Source organism: Bosea sp. (in: a-proteobacteria), assembly GCF_023953965.1.
Lineage (GTDB): Bacteria > Pseudomonadota > Alphaproteobacteria > Rhizobiales > Beijerinckiaceae > Allobosea.
Genome location: NZ_JAMLIX010000001.1, coordinates 884,215 through 907,770 on the forward strand (window position 1 = coordinate 884,215; position 23,556 = coordinate 907,770).

The 23,556-nt window shown below is 68.7% G+C and carries 21 protein-coding genes and 1 pseudogene; 12 read left to right on the forward strand and 10 right to left on the reverse strand.

What is annotated here, in order from left to right; all coding sequences use genetic code 11:
• Positions 1 to 11: 11 nt before the first annotated feature.
• The 4 genes from M9917_RS04160 to M9917_RS04175 all read right to left on the reverse strand — a co-directional run bounded on the left by M9917_RS04160 (position 12) and on the right by M9917_RS04175 (position 3,520).
• Positions 12 to 413: a PTS sugar transporter subunit IIA gene (locus M9917_RS04160; protein ID WP_297251114.1), complete on the reverse strand. Its 402-nt coding sequence runs from the start codon at positions 411 to 413 to the stop codon at positions 12 to 14.
• A 108-nt stretch (positions 414 to 521) separates the two neighbouring features.
• Positions 522 to 980 (reverse strand): HPr kinase/phosphorylase, encoded by a 459-nt coding sequence (locus M9917_RS04165; protein WP_297251116.1) that lies wholly within the window; start codon positions 978 to 980, stop codon positions 522 to 524.
• A complete protein-coding gene (locus M9917_RS04170) occupies positions 970 to 2,769 on the reverse strand; it encodes a sensor histidine kinase (RefSeq protein ID WP_297251118.1) in 1,800 nt (599 codons plus the stop codon). The genes M9917_RS04165 and M9917_RS04170 overlap by 11 nt, the downstream gene beginning before the upstream one ends.
• Before the next feature lie 49 nt (positions 2,770 to 2,818).
• Complete coding sequence (locus M9917_RS04175; RefSeq protein ID WP_297251120.1) at positions 2,819 to 3,520, reverse strand: response regulator transcription factor; 702 nt, start codon at positions 3,518 to 3,520, stop codon at positions 2,819 to 2,821.
• A gap of 144 nt (positions 3,521 to 3,664) precedes the next feature.
• Between M9917_RS04175 and M9917_RS04180 the strand changes: the two genes are divergently transcribed.
• From M9917_RS04180 to M9917_RS04190, 3 genes are all read left to right on the forward strand, one after another.
• Positions 3,665 to 4,447, forward strand: coding sequence for a HugZ family pyridoxamine 5'-phosphate oxidase (locus tag M9917_RS04180; protein ID WP_297251122.1), 783 nt, complete (start codon positions 3,665 to 3,667; stop codon positions 4,445 to 4,447).
• A gap of 179 nt (positions 4,448 to 4,626) precedes the next feature.
• Positions 4,627 to 6,237: a phosphoenolpyruvate carboxykinase gene (locus M9917_RS04185; protein ID WP_297251124.1), complete on the forward strand. Its 1,611-nt coding sequence runs from the start codon at positions 4,627 to 4,629 to the stop codon at positions 6,235 to 6,237.
• A gap of 34 nt (positions 6,238 to 6,271) precedes the next feature.
• Positions 6,272 to 7,285, forward strand: a complete 1,014-nt coding sequence (locus M9917_RS04190; RefSeq protein ID WP_297251126.1) for an Lnb N-terminal periplasmic domain-containing protein — start codon at positions 6,272 to 6,274, stop codon at positions 7,283 to 7,285.
• Here the strand turns inward: M9917_RS04190 and M9917_RS04195 are convergent.
• The 4 genes from M9917_RS04195 to M9917_RS04210 all read right to left on the reverse strand — a co-directional run bounded on the left by M9917_RS04195 (position 7,278) and on the right by M9917_RS04210 (position 11,249).
• Entirely contained in the window at positions 7,278 to 8,687 is a 1,410-nt protein-coding gene (locus M9917_RS04195) for a sodium:proton antiporter (RefSeq protein ID WP_297251127.1), read from the reverse strand. The genes M9917_RS04190 and M9917_RS04195 overlap by 8 nt on opposite strands.
• Positions 8,684 to 10,357: a TRAP transporter large permease gene (locus M9917_RS04200; RefSeq protein ID WP_297254697.1), complete on the reverse strand. Its 1,674-nt coding sequence runs from the start codon at positions 10,355 to 10,357 to the stop codon at positions 8,684 to 8,686. Before M9917_RS04200 ends, M9917_RS04195 begins: the two co-directional genes overlap by 4 nt.
• 137 nt (positions 10,358 to 10,494) lie before the next feature.
• Positions 10,495 to 11,094: a TRAP transporter small permease subunit gene (locus M9917_RS04205; protein ID WP_297251129.1), complete on the reverse strand. Its 600-nt coding sequence runs from the start codon at positions 11,092 to 11,094 to the stop codon at positions 10,495 to 10,497.
• On the reverse strand, positions 11,091 to 11,249 hold the full coding sequence (locus M9917_RS04210) for a hypothetical protein (RefSeq protein WP_297251132.1): 159 nt from the start codon (positions 11,247 to 11,249) through the stop codon (positions 11,091 to 11,093). Before M9917_RS04210 ends, M9917_RS04205 begins: the two co-directional genes overlap by 4 nt.
• Before the next feature lie 39 nt (positions 11,250 to 11,288).
• On the opposite strand from M9917_RS04210, the gene M9917_RS04215 reads away from it, so the two are divergent.
• The 9 genes and pseudogenes from M9917_RS04215 to tcuB all read left to right on the forward strand — a co-directional run bounded on the left by M9917_RS04215 (position 11,289) and on the right by tcuB (position 21,448).
• Positions 11,289 to 12,077: a class II glutamine amidotransferase gene (locus M9917_RS04215; protein WP_297251134.1), complete on the forward strand. Its 789-nt coding sequence runs from the start codon at positions 11,289 to 11,291 to the stop codon at positions 12,075 to 12,077.
• 314 nt (positions 12,078 to 12,391) lie between these two features.
• Positions 12,392 to 13,204, forward strand: a pseudogene (gene efeU / locus M9917_RS04220) (iron uptake transporter permease EfeU); the annotation flags it as partial.
• A gap of 63 nt (positions 13,205 to 13,267) precedes the next feature.
• Positions 13,268 to 14,215: a cupredoxin domain-containing protein gene (locus M9917_RS04225; protein WP_465246364.1), complete on the forward strand. Its 948-nt coding sequence runs from the start codon at positions 13,268 to 13,270 to the stop codon at positions 14,213 to 14,215.
• Positions 14,212 to 15,531 carry an iron uptake transporter deferrochelatase/peroxidase subunit gene (efeB, locus tag M9917_RS04230; protein WP_297251136.1) on the forward strand — a complete coding sequence of 440 codons (1,320 nt, stop codon included), beginning with the start codon at positions 14,212 to 14,214 and terminating at the stop codon, positions 15,529 to 15,531. The genes M9917_RS04225 and efeB overlap by 4 nt, the downstream gene beginning before the upstream one ends.
• Entirely contained in the window at positions 15,528 to 16,352 is an 825-nt protein-coding gene (gene efeO, locus M9917_RS04235; protein WP_297251138.1) for an iron uptake system protein EfeO, read from the forward strand. Before efeB ends, efeO begins: the two co-directional genes overlap by 4 nt.
• Positions 16,353 to 16,441: 89 nt before the next feature.
• Positions 16,442 to 17,422 carry an arginase gene (gene rocF, locus M9917_RS04240; protein ID WP_297251140.1) on the forward strand — a complete coding sequence of 327 codons (981 nt, stop codon included), beginning with the start codon at positions 16,442 to 16,444 and terminating at the stop codon, positions 17,420 to 17,422.
• Between the two features lie 80 nt (positions 17,423 to 17,502).
• On the forward strand, positions 17,503 to 18,648 hold the full coding sequence (locus tag M9917_RS04245; RefSeq protein WP_297251142.1) for a Gfo/Idh/MocA family protein: 1,146 nt from the start codon (positions 17,503 to 17,505) through the stop codon (positions 18,646 to 18,648).
• Positions 18,649 to 18,869: 221 nt separating this feature from the next.
• Entirely contained in the window at positions 18,870 to 20,261 is a 1,392-nt protein-coding gene (gene tcuA / locus M9917_RS04250) for an FAD-dependent tricarballylate dehydrogenase TcuA (protein WP_297251144.1), read from the forward strand.
• A complete protein-coding gene (gene tcuB / locus M9917_RS04255) occupies positions 20,258 to 21,448 on the forward strand; it encodes a tricarballylate utilization 4Fe-4S protein TcuB (RefSeq protein ID WP_297251146.1) in 1,191 nt (396 codons plus the stop codon). Before tcuA ends, tcuB begins: the two co-directional genes overlap by 4 nt.
• A 31-nt stretch (positions 21,449 to 21,479) precedes the next feature.
• Here the strand turns inward: tcuB and M9917_RS04260 are convergent, their stop codons facing one another.
• Together M9917_RS04260 and M9917_RS04265 are read right to left on the reverse strand one after the other, a co-directional pair.
• Entirely contained in the window at positions 21,480 to 22,535 is a 1,056-nt protein-coding gene (locus M9917_RS04260; protein ID WP_297251148.1) for a LacI family DNA-binding transcriptional regulator, read from the reverse strand.
• A 104-nt stretch (positions 22,536 to 22,639) separates the two neighbouring features.
• Positions 22,640 to 23,551: an HpcH/HpaI aldolase/citrate lyase family protein gene (locus tag M9917_RS04265; RefSeq protein WP_297251150.1), complete on the reverse strand. Its 912-nt coding sequence runs from the start codon at positions 23,549 to 23,551 to the stop codon at positions 22,640 to 22,642.
• Positions 23,552 to 23,556 lie beyond the last annotated feature (5 nt).

Sequence of the window (23,556 nt, forward strand, 5' to 3'; positions counted from 1 at the left end):
TCTCCGCGCGGTTACTTGCCGGCCAGCACGCGGCTGGCGACGGTGATGTATTTCCGCCCCGCATCCTGCGCGCAGGTGACGGCTTCGTCGAGGGTCTTCTCCTCGCGCACGCTGGCGAGCTTGATCAGCATCGGCAGGTTGACGCCGGCGACGACGTCGACGCGGCCGGGCTCCATCACCGAGATCGCGAGGTTGGAGGGCGTGCCGCCGAACATGTCGGTCAGGATGATGACGCCGGCCCCGGCCTCGACCGCCTCGACGGCGGCGATGATGTCGCGGCGGCGGCTCTCCATGTCGTCATCGGGGGCGATGGCGATGGTGGCGAGGCTCTTCTGGGGGCCGACGACGTGCTCGAGCGCGGCGCGGAACTCCGTCGCGAGATGCCCATGCGTCACAAGGACCAGTCCGATCATTCAATCCAGCACCGCAGAGCGCCACAAGCGCCCGGAGAAGGTCGCGGTTTATGCGGCAGGAGCGAGATATGTGCAAGCTGTCCTATGTCAAAGCCGGCAAAATCATGGTCAGCCGCCCGGCTCTGTAAACAAGTCGAGGGCGGCAAGCGCGAGCCGCTCGTCGCCGGCGCGTCCCGTCAGGCGCAGGCGCGGCAGGTCGATGCCCGCGAGAGTGTCGACGAGGTCCTCCGGTTCCGGCATCCGCGCCGGCTCCTCTTGCGCAAGATCGACGAGGAGCCTGACCACGACCGCCGCGATATGAGGCTCGGGCGTGAGGCCCAGCCCACGCCGCTCGACGATGCCTGCCAGCGGCGCGACCGGGCGCGCGATCAGCCGGCCGCCGCTCACCGCCAGTTCCGCCCGGTCGTCGGCGACGAGCCTGGCGAAGCGGCCGGCCTGCCGGGCAAGCCCGATCAGCGCCAGCGCCAGCGACGACTTGCCGCTGCCGGAGGCGCCGCGGACCAGGATGCCCGCCTCGCCGATCGCGACGACGGTGGCATGGATGCGGGTTTTCGCCTCAGGTCGCATGGGGATGGGCCGCCGGCAGGCAGACGATGAAACGGGCGCCCAGCCGCGGCGCCTCGCCGTCGGGGCCGAGGGGGCCGAGTCGGTTCTCGGCCCGGATCGAGCCGCGATGCGCCTCGACGATCTGGCGCGAGATCGAGAGGCCGAGCCCCGAGTTCTGGCCGAAGCCCTCGTTCGGGCGGTCGGTGTAGAAGCGCTCGAAGACGCGTTCGAGCGCATGCGGCTCGATGCCCGGCCCCTCGTCCTCGACGGTGACCAGCACGTCGTTGGCGACGCGCGAGAGCACGACCTTCACCGGCTTGTCGGGGGCTGAGAAGGAGCGGGCGTTGTCGATCAGGTTGACCAGGACCTGGCCGATGCGGGAATCGTGGCCGAGCACGAGGAAGGCGTCGTCGCCCGGGCGCTGGCTGCGCCGGTCGCTGCTCAGCTCGATCCTGGCCTGGCCCTCGCGGCGCGTCTCGTTCTGGATCGCCACCACGGCGGCGAGCACCTGCGCCACGTCGACGGGGGCTGAATCGTTGCGGGCGAGTTCGGCATCGAGCCGCGAGGCGTCGGAGATGTCGGAGATCAGCCGGTCGAGCCGGCGCACGTCGTGCTGGATCACCGCGAGCAGGCGCGCGCGCGATTCCTCGTTACGGGCGCGCGGCAGGGTCTCGACGGCGCTGCGCAGCGAGGTCAGCGGGTTCTTCAGCTCGTGGGCGACATCGGCGGCGAAACTCTCGATCGCCTCGATGCGGCTGTAGAGCGCCCGGGTCATCTCGCGCAGCGTGCCGGAGAGATGGCCGATCTCGTCGTGGCGGCTGCTGAAATCCGGGATCTGCTCGCGCGACTTGACGCCGCGGCGCACGCGCTGGGCGGCATCCGCGAGCTTGCGGATCGGCTCGGCGATGGTGCCGGCGAGCAGGATCGAGAGCACGATCATCACGCCCGCGGCGACCGCGAAGACCTGGAAGATGGCGAAGCGTTCGGAGGCGATCACCGCATCGATGTCTCCCCCTTGCGTGGAGAGCAGGAGCGCGCCCTTCACCGTGCGGAAGCGCTGCACCGGCACCGCCACCGAAACGATGGTCTGGCCGCGGGTGTTGACGCGCACCACGCTCGCCGGCGCGCCGTTCAAGGCACGGGCAACCTCCGGATAGGATTTTCCGTTGGCGTTCTCGAAATCGTCATAGGCCGGGAGATCCGCGCGGCCGAGCCGGTGGCGCAGCATGTTCCAGGTGCGCTCGAGCAGCGGCGGCTCGTCGGGCTCGCCGACGCGGGGCAGATCGAGGCGCAGGACGTCGCCGCGCGAATAGAGGCTGCGCGAATCGATGGTGAGCATGCCGTCCTTGTCGTAGACCCGCGCACGGGTCTTGGTCGGCGTCACCAGCCGGCGCAGCAGCGGGGCGACCTTCTCGGGATTGATCGAGAAATCGAGCGGATCCTCGGCGATGCCGGCGCTCTCGCCGGCCTGGAGCTGGAGCAGCTTGTCGGGGTCGATGGTGATCGTGTCGATCTCCACCGTGGCGGAGGCGGCGATCGCGCCGGCGATGATCTCGCCTTGCGTCAGCAGGCTCTGGACGCGCGCCTCGATCAGCCCCTCGCGGAACTGGTTGAGGTAGAGAAAGCCGATCAGCAGCGCGACGAGGCCGCCGAGATTGAGGACGAGGATGCGCCGCGTCAGGCTGGACGCTGCCCGCAGCGAGACCGCCCGTGCCAGCCGGCGCCAGGCGAGGCCGGCGCGGCGGCGTAAGGCGGCGCGCCAGCCTGCGGGCGATGTTGACGCTCTGGCCTCGTTGTCGACGGTTGCCATGGCTGCGGCTTGCTTTCCGCTCGGGAAGACGGCGGCGTCTTCCTTGCCTTCAGACTTCCTTGAAGCGATAGCCCACACCGTAGAGCGTCTCGATCATGTCGAAATCGGGATCGACCTGATTGAACTTCTTGCGCAGGCGCTTGATGTGGCTGTCGATGGTGCGGTCGTCGACATAGACCTCGTCGTCATAGGCGGCGTCCATCAGGGCGTTGCGGCTTTTGACCACGCCGGGGCGCTGCGCCAGCGACTGCAGGATCAGGAACTCGGTGACGGTGAGCGTCACCGGCTCGCCGCGCCAGGTGCAGGTGTGGCGCTCCGGATCCATGCGCAGCAGGCCGCGCTCCAGCGCCTTGGCGTCCTCGCTGCGGGCGGCGACGGTTGCATCCTTGGCGCCGGCCCGGCGCAGGATCGCCTTGACGCGCTCGACCAGGAGGCGCTGCGAGAACGGCTTCCGGATGAAGTCGTCGGCCCCCATCTTCAGGCCGAACAGCTCGTCGATCTCCTCGTCCTTCGAGGTCAGGAAGATGACGGGGAGGTCGGATTTCTGGCGCAACCGCCGCAGCAGCTCCATGCCGTCCATGCGCGGCATCTTGATGTCGAAGATGGCGAGGTCGGGCGGGTTCTGCTTCAGCCCGTCCAGCGCCGAGGCGCCGTCGGTATAGGTCATGATGCGATAGCCCTCGGCTTCGAGGGCGATCGAAACCGACGTCAGGATGTTGCGGTCGTCGTCGACCAGCGCGATCGTTGGCATAGGGCTTTCATCTCTTGGTCTGGTTGCGACAAACGGGTTCCCCTCTCGCGCGAGAGGGGCCAAAGCGTGGCGGCAATCTAGCCGGGGCGTGGCGATTTGCCTATGTCCTCAAAATCGACAAGCCGGAAAGCGGGAGGAGGTTCCATGGCCAGGGACGGCAAGGACGTGATTCAGCCGATGGACGAGGCCGTGCGGGCCGAGGCGAAGGGCCTGCTGCGCGGGGCGCGCTCGGCAACGCTCGCCACGCTCGGCCCCGACGGCCATCCCTTCGCCAGCCTCGTCGGGCTCGCCACCGACATCGACGGCACGCCGGTCATCCTGGTCTCGGGGCTTGCCGCCCATACCGGCCATCTCGCCGCCGATCCGCGCGCCTCGCTCCTGATCTCGCCCGGCGGCAAGGGCGACCCGCTCGCCCATGCGCGCATCACGCTGAAGGTCCGTGCCCGCAAGGTCGTGCGCGAGAGCGAGGAGGGGCTGCGCATCCGCCGGCGCTATCTGGCGCGCCAGCCGAAGGCGGCGCTCTATGCCGATTTCCCGGATTTCGCCTTCTTCGCCCTGGAGATCGAGGGCGCGAGCCTCAATGGCGGCTTCGCCCGCGCCTTCGCGCCGACGCCGGCCGATCTCAAGAGCGACCCGGCCCATGCCGCCGCGCTGGCGGAGGTCGAAGAGGGCGCGGTGGAGCACATGAACGAAGACCATGCCGAGGCGATCGGGCTTTATGCGACGCGGCTCATCGGCGCGAAGACGGGAGCGTGGCGCGCGATCGGGCTCGATCCGGACGGGCTCGACATGGCGCTCGGCAGCACGGCGCTGCGCCTGCCCTTCCCGGCCTCCGTCGACGGTCCCGCCAGCCTCAGGGACGTCCTGGCGAAGCTCGCCGTAAAGGCGCGCGGCGATTTACCACAGGGTGAGATTCAAGCGATTTAAGGAGCGCCGGCGCGCGGCCGGACGCTGCCGACCGCTTGAGCGAAAAGCCGCATCGCCGTAAAGACCATGCTGGCCTTGATCGGCCGCACCCTTCGACGCAAGCGGCCCCGCCAGCGGCCCTTGCGCATTCGTGAAGACAACGGGCCGCCGACGGCAAGAGCGGCCTCCGGAGGAATCCAGTGGAGAATATCGGTCAGTTCAACGCCGCCCACGGCGCCGAGGGCTTCGGCTTCCGCAAGCTGAAGGCCGTGCACTGGAACCTGGAGGCGCCGCAGCTCTACGAGGAGGCGCTCACCCGCGGCGAATCCCGGCTCGCGCGGGGCGGGGCGCTGTGCGCCGATACCGGCAGCCACACCGGCCGCTCGCCCAAGGACAAGTTCACGGTGCGCGACGCCCTGACCGAGAGCACCGTCTGGTGGGACAACAACCGGGCGATGAGCCCTGAGCATTTCGCCACGCTGCTCGCCGATTTCCAGGCTTACGCCGAGGGCCGGGAGCTGTTCGCGCAGGACCTCTATGGCGGCGCCGATCCGGCCCATCGCGTCAAGGCCCGCGTCTATACCGAGCTCGCCTGGCATTCGCTGTTCATCCGCAACCTGCTGATCCGCCCGGCGCGCGACGAGATCGATGCTTACGTACCCGAGCTGACGATCGTCGACCTGCCGGGCTTCAAGGCCGATCCGGCCCGCCACGGCTGCCGCAGCGAGACCGTGGTCGCCATCGACTTCACCCGCAAGATCGTGCTGATCGGCGGCTCGGCCTATGCCGGCGAGATGAAGAAATCGGTCTTCACCTATCTGAACTACACCCTGCCGGCCAAGGGCGTGGTGCCGATGCACTGCTCGGCCAATGTCGGCTCCAAGGACGATTCGGCGATCTTCTTCGGCCTTTCCGGCACCGGCAAGACCACGCTCTCGGCCGATCCCGAGCGCACGCTGATCGGCGACGACGAGCATGGCTGGTCGAAGGACGGCATCTTCAACTTCGAGGGCGGCTGCTACGCCAAGACGATCCGCCTCTCGGCCGAGGCCGAGCCGATGATCCACGCAGCCTCCCTGCGCTTCGGCACGGTGCTCGAGAACATCGTGATGGATCCGCTGACGCGCGAGGTCGATTTCGACGACCAGAGCAAGACCGAGAACACCCGCTCGGCCTATCCGCTCGACTTCATCCCCAACGCCTCGCGCACCGGCCGCGCCGGCATCCCGAAGAACATCGTGATGCTGACCGCCGACGCCTTCGGCGTGATGCCGCCGATCGCCAAGCTCACCCCGGCGGAGGCGATGTACCATTTCCTCTCCGGCTACACCGCCAAGGTCGCCGGCACGGAGCGGGGGCTCACCGGCGTCGAGCCCGAGTTCTCGACCTGCTTCGGCTCGCCCTTCCTGCCGCGGCACCCGTCGGAATACGCCAATCTGCTGCGCGACTTCATCGCCAAGCACCATGTCGATTGCTGGCTGGTGAACACCGGCTGGACCGGCGGCAGATACGGCACCGGCCGGCGCATGCCGATCCGGGTGACGCGCCGGCTGCTCTCGGCCGCGCTCGACGGCTCGCTCAACCGCGCCGATTTCCGCCGCGACCCCTATTTCGGCTTCGCGGTGCCGAGCTCGGTGCCCGGTGTCGAGCCGCACATCCTCTATCCGGTGAAGACCTGGGCCGACAAAGCCGCCTTCGCCGAGACCGCGAAGAACCTCGTCGGCATGTTCACCGAGAACTTCGCCAGGTTCGAGGACCATGTCGACGACGCCGTGAAAGCGGCCGCGCCGACGACCTCGATCGCGGCCTGAAACAAAACCCCGCGGACCGTGTTAAGAGGCGGCCATGGGCCGCCTCTTCCTCGTCGTGCTGAAACTCCTTCTCACCCTCGTCGTTCTCGGTGCAGCGCTCTGGGGGGCGGGCTTCCTCCTGTTTCGCCTGACGGGCGCGAGCGCGATCATCGGCGCGGCCGGCTTTGGCTTCGCGGCGCTCGCCGGGCTCATCGGCATCTGGACGGGCGATGCGCGCCTGCCGCTCGGCTTCGCCGCGGTCTTCGCCGGGCTCCTCACCTGGTGGAGCGGCTTCAAGCCCTCGCATGAGCGCGACTGGATCCCCGAGCTTGCGCGGCTGCCGCAGATCGCGCGCGAGGGCGATGCGCTGACGGTCACGAACCTGCGCCATTTCCGCTGGCGCACGGAAGACGATTACGACCAGCGCTGGGAGACGCGGGGCTATGACCTTTCGGCGATCACCGGCGCCGATATCTTCCTGACCTATTGGTCGGGCGAGGCGATCGCGCATCTGATGGTCTCCTTCACCTTCTCGGATTCGGTGCCGCTCGTCGTCTCGATCGAGGTCAGGCGCGAGAAGGGCGAGGAGTGGTCGGCGCTCGCCGGCTTCTTCCGCAGCTACGAGATGGCCTATGTCGCCGCCGACGAGCGCGACATCGTAGTCTTGCGCACCCATGCGCGGCGCGAGGATGCCAGGCTCTTCCGCCTCACCGCCTCGGCGCAGCAGGCGCGCGACCTCCTCATCGCCTATATCGCCGACATCAACCAGCTCGCCATCGAGCCGCGCTGGTACAACACGCTGACGACCAACTGCACGACCGTGGTCTTCCATCTGGTCAACAGCGTCTCGCCGGGCTGGGCGTTCTCGCTGCCGCTCGATCCGCGCGTACTCGCTTCCGGCTATCTGCCGGGTTATCTCCAGAGCATCGGCGCGATCCGGCAGGATATCCCGCTCACCGAACTCGTGCGCCGCGCCCGCATCGGGGAGCACGCCCGCACGCTATCGCCCGACGATCCGCTGTTCTCGGCGAAGATCCGGGAAGACGTGCCGGCCGGGCGGCCTAAATGAAGAAGAGAAAGGTCTGGACGATGAAGAGCGGGATCAGGATCGCACCCGACCAGAGCATGTAGCCGAAGAAGCTCGGCATCGCGACCTTCCGGTCCTTGGCGATGGCATAGACCATGAAATTCGGCGCGTTGCCGATATAGGTGTTCGCGCCCATGAAGACCGCGCCGGCCGAGATCGCCGCCAGCGTCAGCGCGCCCGTCGTCATCAGCGCCTGCGGATCGCCGCCCGCCAGCTCGAAGAAGACGAGATAGGTCGGAGCGTTGTCGAGGAAGGAGGAGAGCAGGCCGGTCAGCCAGAAATAGGCCGCCGTGTTGGCGCTGCCATCGGCATGGGTGACGAGCCCGACCAGCGCCGCGAAGGCGCCGTCCTTGCCCGCCTGCAACATCGACAGCACCGGGATGATGCAGACGAAGATGCCGGCGAAGAGTTTTGCGACTTCCCGGATCGGCCCCCAGCTGAACTCGTTGCCGGCGCGCACAGGGCGCGGCGTGAGCTTCAGCGACAGGCCGGCCAGCACGAGCAGGGCGAGGTCGCGCAGCAGGTTCTGGCCCTCGACCGCGACGCCGTGGACGGTGAAGGCGGTGCCGGGCTTCCAGCTCGCCGAGATCAGGATCGCCGCGATGACGCCGGCGAGCAGCAGGATGTTGACCTTGCCCCAGAGCCTGACGGCGCGGTCCGGCGTCGGGTCCTTGAGCCTGGGATAGCCCTCCTCCTTGCGGAAGAGGACGCTGTCGAGCGCATAGAACAGCGCGAGCAGCACGACGACGGCGAAGCCCGTCTCCGGCAGCAGATGCGTCGTGGTCCAGAAGAAGGAGACGCCGCGCAGGAAGCCGAGGAAGAGCGGGGGGTCGCCGAGCGGGGTCAGCGAGCCGCCGATGTTCGAGACCAGGAAGATGAAGAACACCACGACATGGACGTTGAAGCGCCGGTCGTCATTGGCGCGCAGCACCGGCCGGATCATGATGATCGAGGCGCCGGTCGTGCCGACGAGGCTCGCAAGCCCGGTGCCGATCGCCAGCAGCACCGTGTTGGTCGCCGGCGTGCCGCGCAGGTTGCCGCTGATCAGGATGCCGCCGGCGATGGTGAAGAGCGCGAAGAGCAGGATGATGAAGGGGATATAGTCGAGCAAAGCAGTGTGGAGCAGCGCCCCCAGCGCCGGATCGAAGCCGCGAAGCCAGACCAGCGGCAGCAGCGTGAGCCCGGCCCAGAAGGCGGCGAACTTGCCGTAGTGAAGCTCCCACAGATGCGGGAACAGCACGGGACCGAGCGCGATCGAGAGCAGCATGCCGGCGAAGGGCAGGGCCCAGCCGACGCCCATGCCCGCCCCGCCGATATCGCCGGCTGCCAGGGCGGCGCCGGGCGTCGCGAGGAGCGCGAATAGGGCGATCGCGCCCCGTCTCATGGCTTGGGCGGCGCGCCGATCGACGGCGGCGCGTTGAGGTCGAAGCCGCCGGGCAGTCCTGGTCCGCCGAGGCCGGGGATCTGGATGGATTCGAACTGCTTGTCGATCTCCTTCTGGTCGAGCTGCACGGCGGACGCCTTGTAGTGCATCACCATGCTGGGGAAGAGCACGACGAGCGCGACCATGATGCACTGGATCACGACGAAGGGCACCGCGCCCCAGTAGATCTGGCCGGTGGTGACGGGCTCCATCATCTTGCCGGTGACGCGGTCCCTGTAAGGGTTCTTCGGCGCGACCGAGCGCAGGAAGAACAGGGCGAAGCCGAAGGGCGGATGCATGAAGGAGGTCTGCATGTTGACGCCGAGGATGACGCCGAACCAGATCAGGTCGATGCCGAGCTTCTCCGCCGCGGGTCCGAGCAGCGGCACGACGATGAAGGCGAGCTCGAAGAAATCGAGGAAGAAAGCGAGCAGGAAGACCATCACGTTGACGACGATCAGGAAGCCGGTGGCGCCGCCGGGCAGCCCGACCAGGAGATGCTCGACCCACAGATGGCCGTTGACGCCGTAGAAGGTCAGCGAGAAGACGCGCGCGCCGACCAGGATGAACAGCACGAAGGCCGAGAGCTTGGCGGTCGATTCCGTCGCCTGCTTCAGGAGCTCGAAGGTCATGCGCTTCTTGCCGTAGGCGAGCAGGATCGCGCCGGCCGCGCCCATCGCGCCGCCCTCGGTCGGCGTCGCGACGCCGATGAAGATCGTGCCGAGCACCAGGAAGATCAGCGCCAGCGGCGGCACCATCACGAAGACGACCTGCTCGGCCATGCGCGAGAGCAGGTTGAGGCCGAGGAACTTGTTGACCAGCGCGATGACGAAGGAGATCGCGACCATCAGCGACATGGTCAGCACGACGAAATCGGCGCCCGCCTTCAGCCCGGTGAACAGCTTCATATAGGCATAGGCGCAGGCGAAGGAGACCAGCGTGACGACGAGCAGCGACAGGCGCCTCGTCTTGCCGTCGGCATCGCGCAGCGTCTGCGCCTCCGGCGGCAGGCCGGGCGCGCGGCTGGGATAGATCATGGTGACGAGGAAAACGTAGCCGGCATACATCGCCGAGAGCACAAGGCCGGGGATGAAGGCGCCTTCGTACATGTCGCCGACGGAGCGGCCGAGCTGGTCGGCGAGCACGATCAAGACGAGCGAGGGCGGGATGATCTGGGCGAGCGTGCCCGAGGCCGCGATGACGCCCGAGGCGAGGCGCCGGTCATAGCCGTAGCGCAGCATGATCGGCAGCGAGATCAGGCCCATCGAGATCACCGAGGCCGCGACGACGCCCGTGGTGGCGGCGAGCAGCGCGCCGACGAAGACCACCGCATAGGCAAGCCCGCCGCGCACCGGCCCGAAGAGCTGGCCGATGGTGTCGAGCAGGTCCTCGGCCATGCCGGAGCGCTCGAGGATCAGCCCCATGAAGGTGAAGAACGGCACGGCCAGCAGCACGTCGTTGTTCATCGTGCCGTAGATGCGCTCGGGCAGCGCCTGCAGGAAGTTCTCCTGGAACAGGCCGAGCTCGATGCCGATCAGCGCGAAGAGCAGGCCGTTGGCGGCGAGCGCGAAGGCGACCGGATAGCCCAGCAGCAGGAAGACGACGAGGGCGGCGAACATCACCGGCGCCATGTTGACGCGCAGGAAGTCACCGATGCCGCCATCCGCCGCCAGGGCCTCGCCGGTATGGAGGCCGAGGAAGGCGAGGAGCGTGAGCGCGATGAGGAGGCCGCCGGCGCGTGCAAGGCGGGGAGCGTGCATGGGAAGGCTCACGAGGCGAGGCCCTGTTCCTTGGCCTGGTCGAGCAGGCGCTGGGCTTCGGCTTCAGCCGCCGCGGCATGGCCGAGCGCGGCCTCGTCGTCCTCCAGATCGCCGCGCATGATCGCGATCTGCTTGATGATCTCGGAGACGGCCTGGAAGGTCAGCATCACGAAGCCGATGAAGACGAGGCCCTTGGCCGGCCATTGCGGCAGGCCGCCGGCCGAGAGCGACTGCTCGTCGATCGCGTAGGAGCGCATGAAAAACGGCCAGGAATGGTAGACGATCAGCAGGCAGAACGGCATCAGGAACAGGGCGTGGCCCAGAAGCTCGATCCATTGCCGCACGCGCTTCGGCAGCATCGCGTTCACGATATCGATGCGGATGTGCTCCTTCACCTGCATCGTCCAGGAGGCGCACATCAGGAAGACCGCGCCGAACAGCATCCATTGCAGCTCGAGCCAGGCGTTCGACGAGACGTTGAACACCTTGCGCACGATCGCGTTCACCGCCGCCACGATCACCGCGATCAGGATCAGCCAGGCGACCTTCCTGCCGATGAACCCGTTCACCGCATCGATGACCCGGCTGATGGCGAGGAGACCCTTCACATTCCCTCTCCCGTGAGCACGCGGTCTTGTGCCGTTTGCGCCGCTGTACCGGCTGGATCGGTATAGGAGGGCTGCACGCCACGCAAGACGGCGCGGGTCTCATCCATTAGGCGAAAGGGCAGCGCGTTATGACCGCGTTCATCTTCGCGGGCCATGATCCCTCCCGGCTCCTTCCACCGCGATTCGAGGCGCAGATGTGCCGCTTCCTCGCCTATTCGGGCGTTCCCGTCTTCCTCGAGGACTTCGTCGCCTCGCCCTGCCATTCGCTGATCCACCAGTCGCTCCACGCCGAGGAGGCCAAGACCGGCACGAATGGCGACGGCTTCGGCGTCGGCTGGTATGGCGAGCGGCCGGAGCCCGGCCAGTATCGCGAGGTCAGGCCCGCCTGGTCCGACGAGAACCTGCTCTCGATCGCAAGGCAGGTGCGCTCGCATCTGTTCTTCGCCCATGTCAGGGCCGCGACCGGCACCGCCACGACCCGGGCGAACTGCCATCCCTTCGTCCATGACCGCTATCTCTTCATGCATAACGGCCAGATCGGCGGCTATGGCCGGATCCGCCGGCGGCTCGAGGCGCTGATCCCCGATTCCCTCTACGGCGCGCGCGCCGGCTCGACCGATTCGGAAGCGGTCTTCCTGCTCGCGCTCGCCCATCTGGCGGACGGCATGGCGCCGGCCGAGGCGCTGGCCGCAGCGCTTTCGGACGCGCTTTCGCTGATGGACGAGGCCGGCATCCGCGAGCCGCTGCGCTGCGCGGCCGCGCTCGCCGACGGCGAGAGCATCCATGCGATCCGCTGGTCCTCCGACGCCCGGCCGCCGAGCCTCTATGTCTGCGCACGGGCCGACAGCGTCGTCATCGCCTCCGAGCCGGTCGATGCCGCACGCGAATGCTGGCAGGCCCTGCCCCGCAACTCGCTCGTCACGGTACAGGGCGGCGCGGTCGCCTTCTCCCCCTTCGAGATCGCGCTGAAGCAGGCGGCCTGAGTCGAAGCGGCGCCGCCAAACCATCTCGAGGGTTCGGGCTGTCGTTTCATGAAAGGCCATCCCGGACGACCGCAGGGGGACCCGGGATGACCCGTGGTTCTTTTCGGAACATCGTCTCGGCCCGGAAAGGGCGGCGCGGCCGCACAAGACGACGCATGGTCGCAGCAGGGCTTTGCAAGTATCCATGCGACCCCCTGAAGTTTACGATCGTTCTAAACTGCCAGGATTCGATTGACCCTTGCGCGATGACTGCCTAGGCACGGTCTGCCTGCGCCGCGAATAGTCGACCGCGACGCGCAACCGGGCGGGCCGCCGTGATCGTTCCGTTTCTCATCATGCTCCGCGAGGGGATCGAGGCCGCGCTGATCGTCGGCATCGTCGCGAGCTATCTGGTCAGGACAGGGCGGCGCGCCTGGCTTCCGGCGCTGTGGCTCGGCGTCGGCCTCGCCTGTGCGGTCAGCCTTGCGGCAGGCGCGGCGCTCGACATCCTCGTCGGCGAATTGCCCCAGCGCGGGCAGGAGCTGTTCGAGGCCGTCATCGGCCTCGTCGCCGCCGCGATGCTGACCTCGATGGTGTTCTGGATGCGCAAGGCGGCGCGCTCGATCAGGGGCGAGCTGCAGGCCGGGGTCGACGCCGCGCTCTCGGGCGAGCATCAGGGCCTGGCGCTGGTCGGCCTCGCCTTCCTCGCCGTGGTGCGCGAGGGGCTGGAATCGGTGTTCTTCCTGCTCGCCGTCTTCCAGCAGAGCGGCGGCTGGGCGCCGGTGCTGGGGGCTGGCGCCGGCCTCCTGCTCGCGGGCGTCGTCGGCTATGCGATCTATGCGCTGGGCGTGAAGCTCAATCTGCGCGCCTTCTTCCGCTGGACCGGCATCCTGATCCTGTTCGTCGCAGCCGGGCTGGTCGCGAACGCCGTGCGCTCGCTGCACGAGGCGGGGCTGTGGAACCACCTCCAGCAGAACGTCTACGATCTCGGCACCGTCCTGCCCGCCGACGGGCCGCTCGGCGCGATCCTCTCCGGCTTCCTCGGCTATCAGGAGCGGGCGGCGCTGGGCGAGGTCGTCGCCTATCTCGCCTTCCTCATCCCGATGCTCGCGCTCTTCCTCGGAGCAGGCCGGCGGGGCGAGGCCACGGGCCCGGCGCCTTCCGCCGAAGCCCGGCGCTCGCCGCGGCTGAAGCTCGCCGGCATCGTCACTGTGCTGCTGACCTGCGCCGGCATCGGCGCCTTCGTCTATGCAGCCGGCACGGGCGCAAGGCGCGGCGCCGGGGCCGGCACGACCGAGATCGCCGTCGCGATCACCGACAAGGCTTGCGAGCCCGCGACGCTGACGGTTCCGGCCGGCAGGCTGAGCTTCGTCGTGACCAATCGCGGCGAGCGCGTGCTCGAATGGGAAATCCTCGACGGCGTCATGGTGCTGGAGGAGCGCGAGAACATCGCGCCCGGCCAGTCGCGCCGGCTGACGACGAAGCTCGATCCGGGCGAATACGCCATCACCTGCGGGCTGCTCTCGGCGCCGCGCGGCCGGCTCGTCGTGCAAGCCTCGACGGCGCAGCCGCATCCGGCCCTGACGCTGATGGACATGGTCGGCCCCGCCGCCGAATACCGCGCCTTCCTGAGCGAGCGGGGAGCCGCCCTCGCCGCGACGCTCGACGTGCTCGAACAGGCCGGCCGTGCCGGCGACGCCCCGGCCGCGGACAAGGCCCGCCGGAAGGCCGTCGCGCTGCTTGCGGGCCTGCGCCCCGCAACCGCGGGCGATGCCGAACTCGCGACGCTCTTCGGCCGCATGCAGACGGCGCTCGCCGGCGAGGCGGACATCGCGCCTGCCGGGCTCGGGGAGGCGGCCGGGGCGTTCAGCGCCGCGCTCGACCGGCGCACCATCCTGCCGGACACGATGCTGGCCGGCGCGATCGGGCTTCTCTCCCCGGCCGCCTCGCCCGAGGACATCGCCGCCGCAAGCGGCATCGCGCGGCTGCTGCTGCCGCTGACGGCGCGCATCGACCCCGATCTGGCGGCACGGACCAGGGCTGCGCTGGCGGCCCTGCCGAAGGAGGCCCCGCCGGGCGAAGCGCTCAGGCCTCTGGCCGACGACCTTTCGGCCATGCGCAAGGCGCTCGCACTGCCCGAAACGGAGCGCAGATCATGACCGGGCCGGGCTTCACACCCTCGCGGCGGGCGCTGCTGGCGGGCGGCGCATTGGCCCTTGGCGGCCCCTCATGGGCGCGGGCGGCGAGCGAGCCCGCCAGCAACCCGGCGGCGGCGCCCGAGAGCGACACCACCGCCCAGCGCCAGCCTTTCCACGGCATCCGTCAACCCGGCATCGTCACGCCGCGCCCGGCGACGGGGCTCGTCGCGGCCTTCGACGTCACCGCGACCTCGCTCGACGAGCTCGACCGGCTGTTGCGGCTCATCAGCGAGCGCATCGCCTTCCTGATGCAGGGCGGGCCGGCACCGACCGCCGATCCAAGCTTTCCGCCGCCGGACAGCGGCATTCTCGGCCCCGTCATCGCGCCCGACAACCTCACCGTCACCGTCGCGCTCGGCGCCTCGCTGTTCGACGGGCGCTTCGGGCTCAAGCCCCTGAAGCCGAGGCATCTGCAGCGGATGACCCGCTTCCGCAACGACGCGCTCGACGGCGCGCTCAGCCATGGCGACCTCCTGCTCCAGTTCTGCGCCAACACCGCCGACACCAATATCCACGCGCTGCGCGACATCCTGAAGAACACGCCCGACCTCCTGCTGCTGCGCTGGAAGCAGGAGGGCAGCGTGCCGGTCCTCAAGCCCGCCGAGGGCGAGCCGGCGCCGAGCGCCCGCAACCTGCTCGGCTTCCGCGACGGCACGGCCAATCCCGACGCCGCCGACGATGGCCTGATGAACGCCCTGGTCTGGGTCCAGCCGGGCTCCGGCGAGCCGGAATGGACGGTGAACGGCAGCTACATGGCGGTCCGGATCATCCGCAATTTCGTCGAGCGCTGGGACCGCGCGCCGCTGCGCGAGCAGGAGGCGATCATGGGCCGCGAGAAGGCGTCGGGCGCGCCGATCGGGGGCAGCCGCGAATATGAAGAGCCTGTCTTTGCCGACGACCCCGAGGGCAGGCGCACCCGGCTCGACGCCCATATCAGGCTCGCCAATCCGCGCCGGCCGGAGACGGAATCGAGCCGCATGCTGCGCCGCCCCTTCAACTACTCGAACGGCGTCACCCGCGCCGGCCAGCTCGACATGGGGCTCCTGTTCATCGCCTTCCAGCAGGATCTCGAGCGCAGCTTCATCGCGGTGCAGAAGCGGCTCGATGGCGAGCCGCTGGAGGAATACATCAAGCCCGTCGGCGGCGGCTATTTCTTCGCCCTGCCCGGCGCGGCCGATACCGGAACCTATCTCGGCGCCGGGCTGATCCAGGCGGCGCGCGCGCCCGCGCCGGCCCCGGCCACGACTTCCCCCCGCAGGACAGGAGACTCAAGATGAGCTCGCGCTTCGCATGGCTGGCCGGAGCCGGCCTCTTCGCCACCGTCGCGGCAGGACCGGCTTTCGCCGCCTCGCCGCTCGACCTCGTAGCGCCGGTCGCCGCCTACAAGCTCTACGTCTCGCAGGGCGTCGACCAGCTGGTGAAGGACACCAGGACCTTCACCGACGCGGTCAAGGCCGGCGACCTCGCCAGGGCGAAAGCGCTCTATGCGCCGACGCGCGTCTCCTACGAGAAGATCGAGCCGGTCGCGGAATTGTTCAGCGATCTCGACGGCAAGATCGATTCGCGCGCCGACGATCACGAGAAGAAGGAGGAGGACCCTGAGTTCACCGGCTTCCACCGCATCGAATACGGGCTCTTCGCCAGGAACAGCACCGAGGGGCTTACCCCCTTCGCCGACGGGCTCATGGCCGACGTCACCGAATTGCAGGGCCGCATCAAGGGGCTGACGATTCCGCCCGACAAGATGGTGGGCGGCGCGGCGGCGCTGATCGAGGAGGTCGCGGCCACCAAGATCTCCGGCGAGGAGGACCGCTACAGCCATACCGATCTCTGGGATTTCCAGGCGAACGTCGACGGCGCCAAGACGATCGTCGACCTGCTGCGGCCGCTCGTCGCCAAGGAGGACAAGGCGCTGGCGGCGAAGATCGACGCGAATTTCGAGACCGTCGACAAGACGCTGGCCAAGTACCGGCTGAAGGATGGCGGCTTCGAGACCTACGACAAGCTGAGCGAGGCCGACCGCAAGGCGCTCGCCGCCATGATAACGACGCTGGCGGAAGACCTCTCCAGGCTGCGCGGCGTGCTCGGGCTCAGCTGACGCGAGGCGGTCGCGCCGGCACGGCACTCGACAGGTGCGGGCCGATACGCCATGGACGGCGCATCGACATCGCGCAAACGGGGCACCGCATGACCGCCTCCTCCGCCAACGCTCCCGCTTCCCAGGGCCGCATCGCCCTGCTCGGCTGCCCGATCGAGGTCGGCGCCTCGCGCCGCGGCGCGCTGATGGGGCCGGCGGGCCTGCGCACCGCGGGCCTGGCCTGCGTGCTGGAGGGACTCGGCTACACGGTTGAGGACCATGGCGACATCCTGCCGCGCGACCTTGAGCCGGTTAGCGGCCCGGCGCCCGAAAACGCCCGCTTCTACAACGAGATCGCCGCCTGGAACCGCGCGCTGAGCGCCCGCGCCTACGCCATCGCGCGCTCCGGCGACATCCCGATCTTCCTCGGCGGCGACCACAGCCTGTCGATGGGCTCGGTCAATGGCGTCGCCCGCCACTGGCGCGAGCAGGGCCGCAAGCTGTTCGTGCTCTGGCTCGACGCCCATGCCGATTTCAACATGCCGGCGATCTCGCCCTCCGGGAACATGCACGGCATGTCCTCGGCCTTCCTCTGCGGCGAGGCGGGCCTCGACGACCTGCTCGGAGCGGAGCCGCGCGCCCCGGTCACGCCGGCGCAGCTCAGCCTGTTCGGCATCCGCTCGATCGACCCGCCCGAGAAGGCGGCGGTGAAGGCGCGCGGCATCGACGTCGCCGACATGCGCGCCATCGACGAGCACGGCGTCGGCGTGCTGATCCGCAAGGTGATCGACAAGGTGCGCGCCGCCGACGGCGTGCTGCACGTCTCCTTCGACGTCGATTTCATCGACCCGCCGCTGGCGCCGGGCGTCGGCACCACCGTGCCGGGCGGCGCGACCTATCGCGAGGCGCATCTGGTGATGGAGCTCCTGCACGATTCCGGGCTGGTGCGCTCGATGGACATCGTCGAGCTCAACCCCTTCCTCGACGATCGCGGCCAGACGGCGCGTCTGGCCGTCGAGCTCGCCGGCAGCCTGTTCGGCCAGCAGATCACCGACCGGCGGACCCCGTCCAACGCGATCGGCCCGGCCTGAGCGACCGCGGAAAGCCGATCTTCACCCTTGCCTGATAGAGGCTGCCCTGTCGGCGCGCGGCCGACGGAACGGATCAGGGCATGCAGATCGCGCTCGTCGGCACGGGGTTCGTCGCCGACTACTACATGACGACGCTGGCGAACCATCCGACGCTGTCGCTCGCCGGCGCCTGGGATCGCGATCCCGCGCGGCTCGAAGCCTTCCGCGCCTTCCACGACGTGGCGGCCTATCGCGACCTCGATGCGCTCCTCGCCGATCCGGCGGTCGGGATCGTCGTCAACCTGACGACGCCGGAAAGCCATTGCGAGATCAGCCGGCGCGCGCTCGCCGCCGGCAAGCACGTCTATTGCGAAAAGCCGCTGGCGATGGCGCTCGCCGAGGCCGAGGCCCTGGTCGCGCAGGCGAAGGCCGCCGGGCTGACGCTCGCCGCCGCCCCCGCCAACGGCCTTAGCGACGCGCACCGCCTCGTCGAGGACGCCTTGCGTTCGGGCCGGATCGGCGCGCCGCGGCTGATCTACGCGGCGATGGAGGACGGCCCGGTCTTCCGCGATGCGTGGGCGCGCTGGCGTTCGCGCTCGGGCGCGCCCTGGCCGGGCGCGCATGAATTCGCGATCGGCTGCACGCTGGAGCATGCCGGCTACGCGCTGTCCTGGCTCGTCACGCTGTTCGGCCCCGTCGAGAGCCTGACCGCCTTCTCCGCCGTGACCTTTCCCGACAAGGGGCCGGGCACCGGCTCCATCGCGATGGCGCCGGACTTCTCCGTCGGCTGCCTGAGCTTCCGCTCGGGGGCGGTGGCACGGCTGACGAACGGGCTTGCCGCCCCGCGCGACCGCTCGCTCCAGATCTTCGCCGAGAAGGGCTCGCTGACGGTGCGCGACCTCTGGGACAACCGTTCGGTGGTCCATGTCGAGGAGACCGGCGCGCCCCGGCCGCTGCTCGGGCGGATGCTGACGCGGGCGGAAGCGAAGCTCGGGCGGGCGCTGCCCTGGAAGCCCGTTGCGGGGCGGCGCCTGCCTTATCGGGACCGGCCGGGAGCCGAGGCCCTGCCCGGCTTTCCCTCGCGGATCGATTTCATGCGCGGCGTCGCGGATCAGGCCGAGGCGATCGGGCGCGGCGAGGCGCCGCGCTTCTCGGGCGCGCTCGCCTTGCACATCACGGAGCTCGCGCTCGCGCTCAACGACGCCCGCGACCTGCCGCAGCCCTACCGGCCGCGCTCGCACTTCTGAGGCCGGCGATCCGGGCTTTGCACGGCAGCGTGGCGCACCCGGCCCCGCCCTTCCCCGACCGCCGCACATTGTCCTTCCACAGGTCGCGGCGGGCGCCGAGACCGGATTCGCCTTCACGTGCGGACGCGCTGTTGCACTTTATTGTATACAAAGATATGCAGATAACGCGCTTGCCCGGCGTGAAGCCGCCGGGCGCTCCTTCTCCAGCCAACGGCCGGGCCATGACCGAAGCGAGACAATCCGAACGATACGACGTGATCGTCATCGGCGGCGGCAATGCGGCGCTCTGCGCGGCGATCTCGGCCCGGCGGGAAGGCGCGCGCGTTCTGGTTCTGGAGGCATCGGACGCCTTCTGGCGCGGCGGCAACACGCGCCACACCCGCAATATGCGCTGCGCCCACGACGCGGCGACCGCCAGCCTCTCCGGCCCCTATAGCGAGGAGGAGTTCTTCGACGACCTCCTGCGGGTGACCAAGGGCAAGACCGACGAGCCGCTGGCGCGCTTCATGATCGCCGAATCGAAATCGATGCTCGGCTGGATCGAGGAGCAGGGCGTGCGCTGGCAGCCCTCGCTCGGCGGCACGCTGTCGCTGGGGCGCACCAACTCGTTCTTCCTCGGCGGCGGGCGGGCGATGCTGAACGCGCTTTACCGGACCGCCGAGGATCTCGGCGTCGAGATCCGCTACGAGGCCGAGGTCACCGACATCGACATCGAGGACGGCCGGTTCCGCTCGGTCACGGTCGGCGGCGAGACTTTGCGGGCCAAGGCCCTGGTCGCGGCGGCGGGCGGCTTCGAATCCAATATCGAGTGGCTGAAGCGCTACTGGGGCGAGGCGGCCGAGAACTTCCTGATCCGCGGCACCCGCAACAACAAGGGCACGATCCTGCGGCTCCTGCTCGACAAGGGCGTGCAGGAGGTCGGCGACCCGACGCAGTGCCACGCGGTGGCCATCGATGCCCGCGCGCCGAAATACGACGGCGGCATCATCACGCGGCTCGATTGCGTGGTCTTCGGCATCGTCGTCAACCGGCAGGCCGAGCGCTTCTACGACGAGGGCGAGGACATCTGGCCGAAGCGCTACGCGATCTGGGGGCGGCTGGTGGCGGCCCAGCCGGAGCAGATCGCCTACATCCTGTTCGACGCCTCATCGCTCGAGCTGTTCATGCCCTCGCTCTATCCGCCGATCAGCGCGCCGAGCATCCGCGCGCTCGCCGGCAAGCTCGAGCTCGATGCGGATGCGCTCGAGCGGACCGTCTCGACCTTCAACGCGGCGGTACGCCCCGGCACCTTCGACGACACCATCCTCGACGATTGCCGGACCGAGGGGCTCACCCCCCCGAAGACACATTGGGCGCGGCGGATCGAGAAGGCGCCGTTCTACGCCTATCCGGTGCGGCCGGGCATCACCTTCACCTATCTCGGCGTGCGGGTGAACGAAGAGGCGCGGATGATGCTGGCCGATGGCGGGCGCGCCGCGAACATGTTCGCCGCCGGCGAGATCATGGCCGGCAACGTGCTGGGCGAAGGCTACGCCGCGGGCATCGGGATGACCATCGGCGGGGTTTTCGGACGCATCGCCGGGCGCGAAGCGGCAAGGAGTGCGCTGTCATGACGGATTTCTCGTTCCTGCGCGACACGGTGGGCACAGGTCCGGCCGGCACGGCCGGCTCCACCGCCCATCACGCCACGGCGGTGCTGGCCGAGGCCGACCGGCTGATGACCGTCTGCAATTCCTGCCGCTATTGCGAAGGGCTCTGCGCCGTCTTCCCGGCGATGGAGATGCGGCGCTCCTTCTCCGACGGGGACCTGAACTATCTCGCCAATCTCTGCCACAACTGCGGGGCCTGCTATTACGACTGCCAGTTCTCGCCGCCGCACGAATACGCGGTGCATGTGCCGGCGACGTTGGCGCAGGTGCGCACCCAATCCTATGCCCACTACGCCTGGCCGCGGGCCTTCGCCGGCATGTTCGAGCGCAACGGGCTGTTCATCGCGATCGCGCTCGCGCTCGCGGTCACGGTCTTCGTCGCCGGTTTCGTCGCCTGGACCGATCCGGCCGTGCTCTTCGGCAGCCACACCGGGCCCGGCGCCTTCTACCGGCTGATGCCGCACAACACCATGGTGGCGATCTTCGGGCTCGCCTTCCTCTATGCGCTCGTCGCGATCTGGATGGGGGTCCGGACGTTCTGGCGCGATATCGGGACACCCGAGGCGTCGCTGCGCGATCCCGGCTCGCTCTGGCAGGCGCTGAAGGATGCCGGGAGCCTGCGCTATCTCGACGGCGGGGGGGCCGGCTGCATGAACGAGAGCGAGCGGCCGAGCGACCGCCGCAAGCTCTACCACCACCTGACGTTCTACGGCTTCATGCTCTGCTTCGCCGCGACCTCGACGGCGACGCTCTATCATTACCTCCTCGGCCTCGAGGCGCCCTACCCCTGGTATGACCTTCCCGTGCTGCTCGGAACGGCCGGCGGCATCGGGCTGATCGTCGGCCCCATCGGCCTGATGGCCGAGAAGCGGCGGCGCGATCGCACGCTGCGCGAGGGCACGCCCTACGGCATGGACATGGCCTTCCTGCTGATGCTGCTCCTGACCAGCGTGACAGGGCTCGGCCTGCTCGTCCTGCGCGCCACGCCGGCCATGGGCCTCCTGCTCGCGCTGCATCTCGGCGTCGTCTTCGCGCTCTTCGTCACCATGCCCTATGGCAAGTTCGTGCACGGCATCTACCGGTTCCTGGCGCTCGTGCGCGCGGCGCAGGAGCGGCACCGCGCCTTCGCGCCAGGGGCGGCGGGCAAGTGAGCGGGATCGCGCCGATCAACCGCCCACGCGGTCACGCACCGCCCGCCGCGCCGTGGATCGAGGCGCAGGAGAGGCGCATGACGAGTTCCGTCGGCAGGATGATCTTGCGCACATCGTCCGGCCCGGAATTGTTGATCCTGGACAGCATGAGCTCGGCGGCAAGCTCCCCGGTCCGCGCATGGTCCCACCGGATCACCGACAGGGGCGGCGAGTGGATCGTCATCAGATCCGTGTCGCCCAGGCTGATCAGCGACAGGGCTTCGGGAACTCCGACCCCCAGGGCGCGGGCGGCCTGCACGACACCGACCATCTCGTTGGCGCCGGCGATGATGGCCGTGGGCGGGGACTTCGCGCTGAGGAAGCCATAGGCCACCCTGTAGCCGTATTCCGGGGAGTTTCCCCGGAAAGCGGTCCATGCCTCGTCGACCGGAAGCTGGAAATCCTCGAAGGCTTTCCGAAAGCCTCTCGCGCGCTCTCGCCCGGGGCGGGTTTCGCGCGAGACCGTGATGAGACCGATGCGCCGATGCCCCAGCGTCAGAAGATAAGTGACCGCCTGATAGACGCCGCTGAACTGATCCGTGAAGGCGCAGTCGATTCCCAGCGACATTTCCCGCTCGAGCAACGTCACGGGCATGCGCAGCTTCGACAAAGCTTCGATGATCCTGGGATCGTTCTCGTCGCTGACCGTCATGATGCAGCCTTCCAGGCGGCGGCTGTCGAACATCGACAGGATCTCGACCTCGCGGTTGATGTCTCCGTTGCTCGCCGCCAGGACGATCACATAGCCGGCCTTGCGAAGCACGGCCTCGGCCGCGCTGATCGCCGTCATGAAGAGCTTGTTGGTGATGTCGGCTAGGATGCAGCCGACCATCATCGTCGCGTTCGTCCGCAGGCTCTGCGCGATCACATCGGGAACATAACCCAGATCGCGCGCCGCCGTGAGCACGCGCAAGCGAATACCGGCAGCGACCTTGGCATTGTTATTGATGACGCGGGAGACCGTGCCGACCGACACTCCCGCTGCCAACGCAACGTCGCGTATTGTGACCCTAGCTTTGGCTTCTGGAGTCTTCTTACGTCCAGGCATTGCACTATTCGCGTTTCGGAAGGACTAGATGCACGGTTTCCAGGCAAATAGCAAACAAGAGCGCCCCCTCGACGCTGCCCGGCTCCGCGCCTCATGACCAGCCGTCAATTGCGGAGACGGCCCGCCGTCTTTCCTGCATCGCGCAGGATTTCGCGCGCGGCCGCGACCATGGCCTGATCGATCATGTAGCCTTTGTAGATCACCGCGCCTTCGCCCCTGTTCTCAGCCGCCTCCAGAGCTTCCAGGAGACCCGCGGCGTGCGCGACCTCCTCCGTCGTCGGCCTCAGCACGCGATGGGCGATCTCCACATGGCTCGGGTGGATCAGCGCCACGCCTGAAAAGCCGAGGTGCCTCGCCCGCCTGATGAGCGTCTCCATCGCGGCGGCATCCCCGACCGGGACCCCCATCGTCCCGGCGATCGGATAGAGGGCGCCCGCGGCGCGGCTGGCCAGGACGAGCCTGGAGTTGACGTAGATCTGCTCCTCCCCGCTCGCGGACGGACGATAGCCCACGGCCGCGGCGACGTCCCCGGCGACGAGGCCGCTGACCGAGCCGATGAGCCCTCTTACGCGGCTGCTCGCGCTGGCGACCTCGAAGGCGAGCAAGACGCCCCTGGCCGTCTCAGGAAGAAGAAGCAGCGACACGCTCTCGTGCCTGAGCCCCGCGCGCCCTTCCGCATGGCTGAGGAGGTCATGAACCCGGCGAACCTCGGACGGCCCGTCGACCTTCGGCACGATGAGGCCGGTCAATCCATCACGGACAGCCGCTTCGAGTTCATCGGCGGTCTCCGAAGAGAGCTGATTGATCCTGACGAAAACCTTCACGCCGCCGGCATGAGCCTCGGCGACCTCCGCGGCCAGCAGCTTCCTTGCCGATTGCTTCTCGGCCGGCGGAACGGAATCTTCCAGGTCGAGAATGATCGCTTCCGGCGCGCAGCGCAGCGCCTTGGCCACCCATGCCGGCCGATGGGCGGGAACGAAGAGAAAGGACCGGATCGGCCAGGTCTGACAGGTCATGCGGT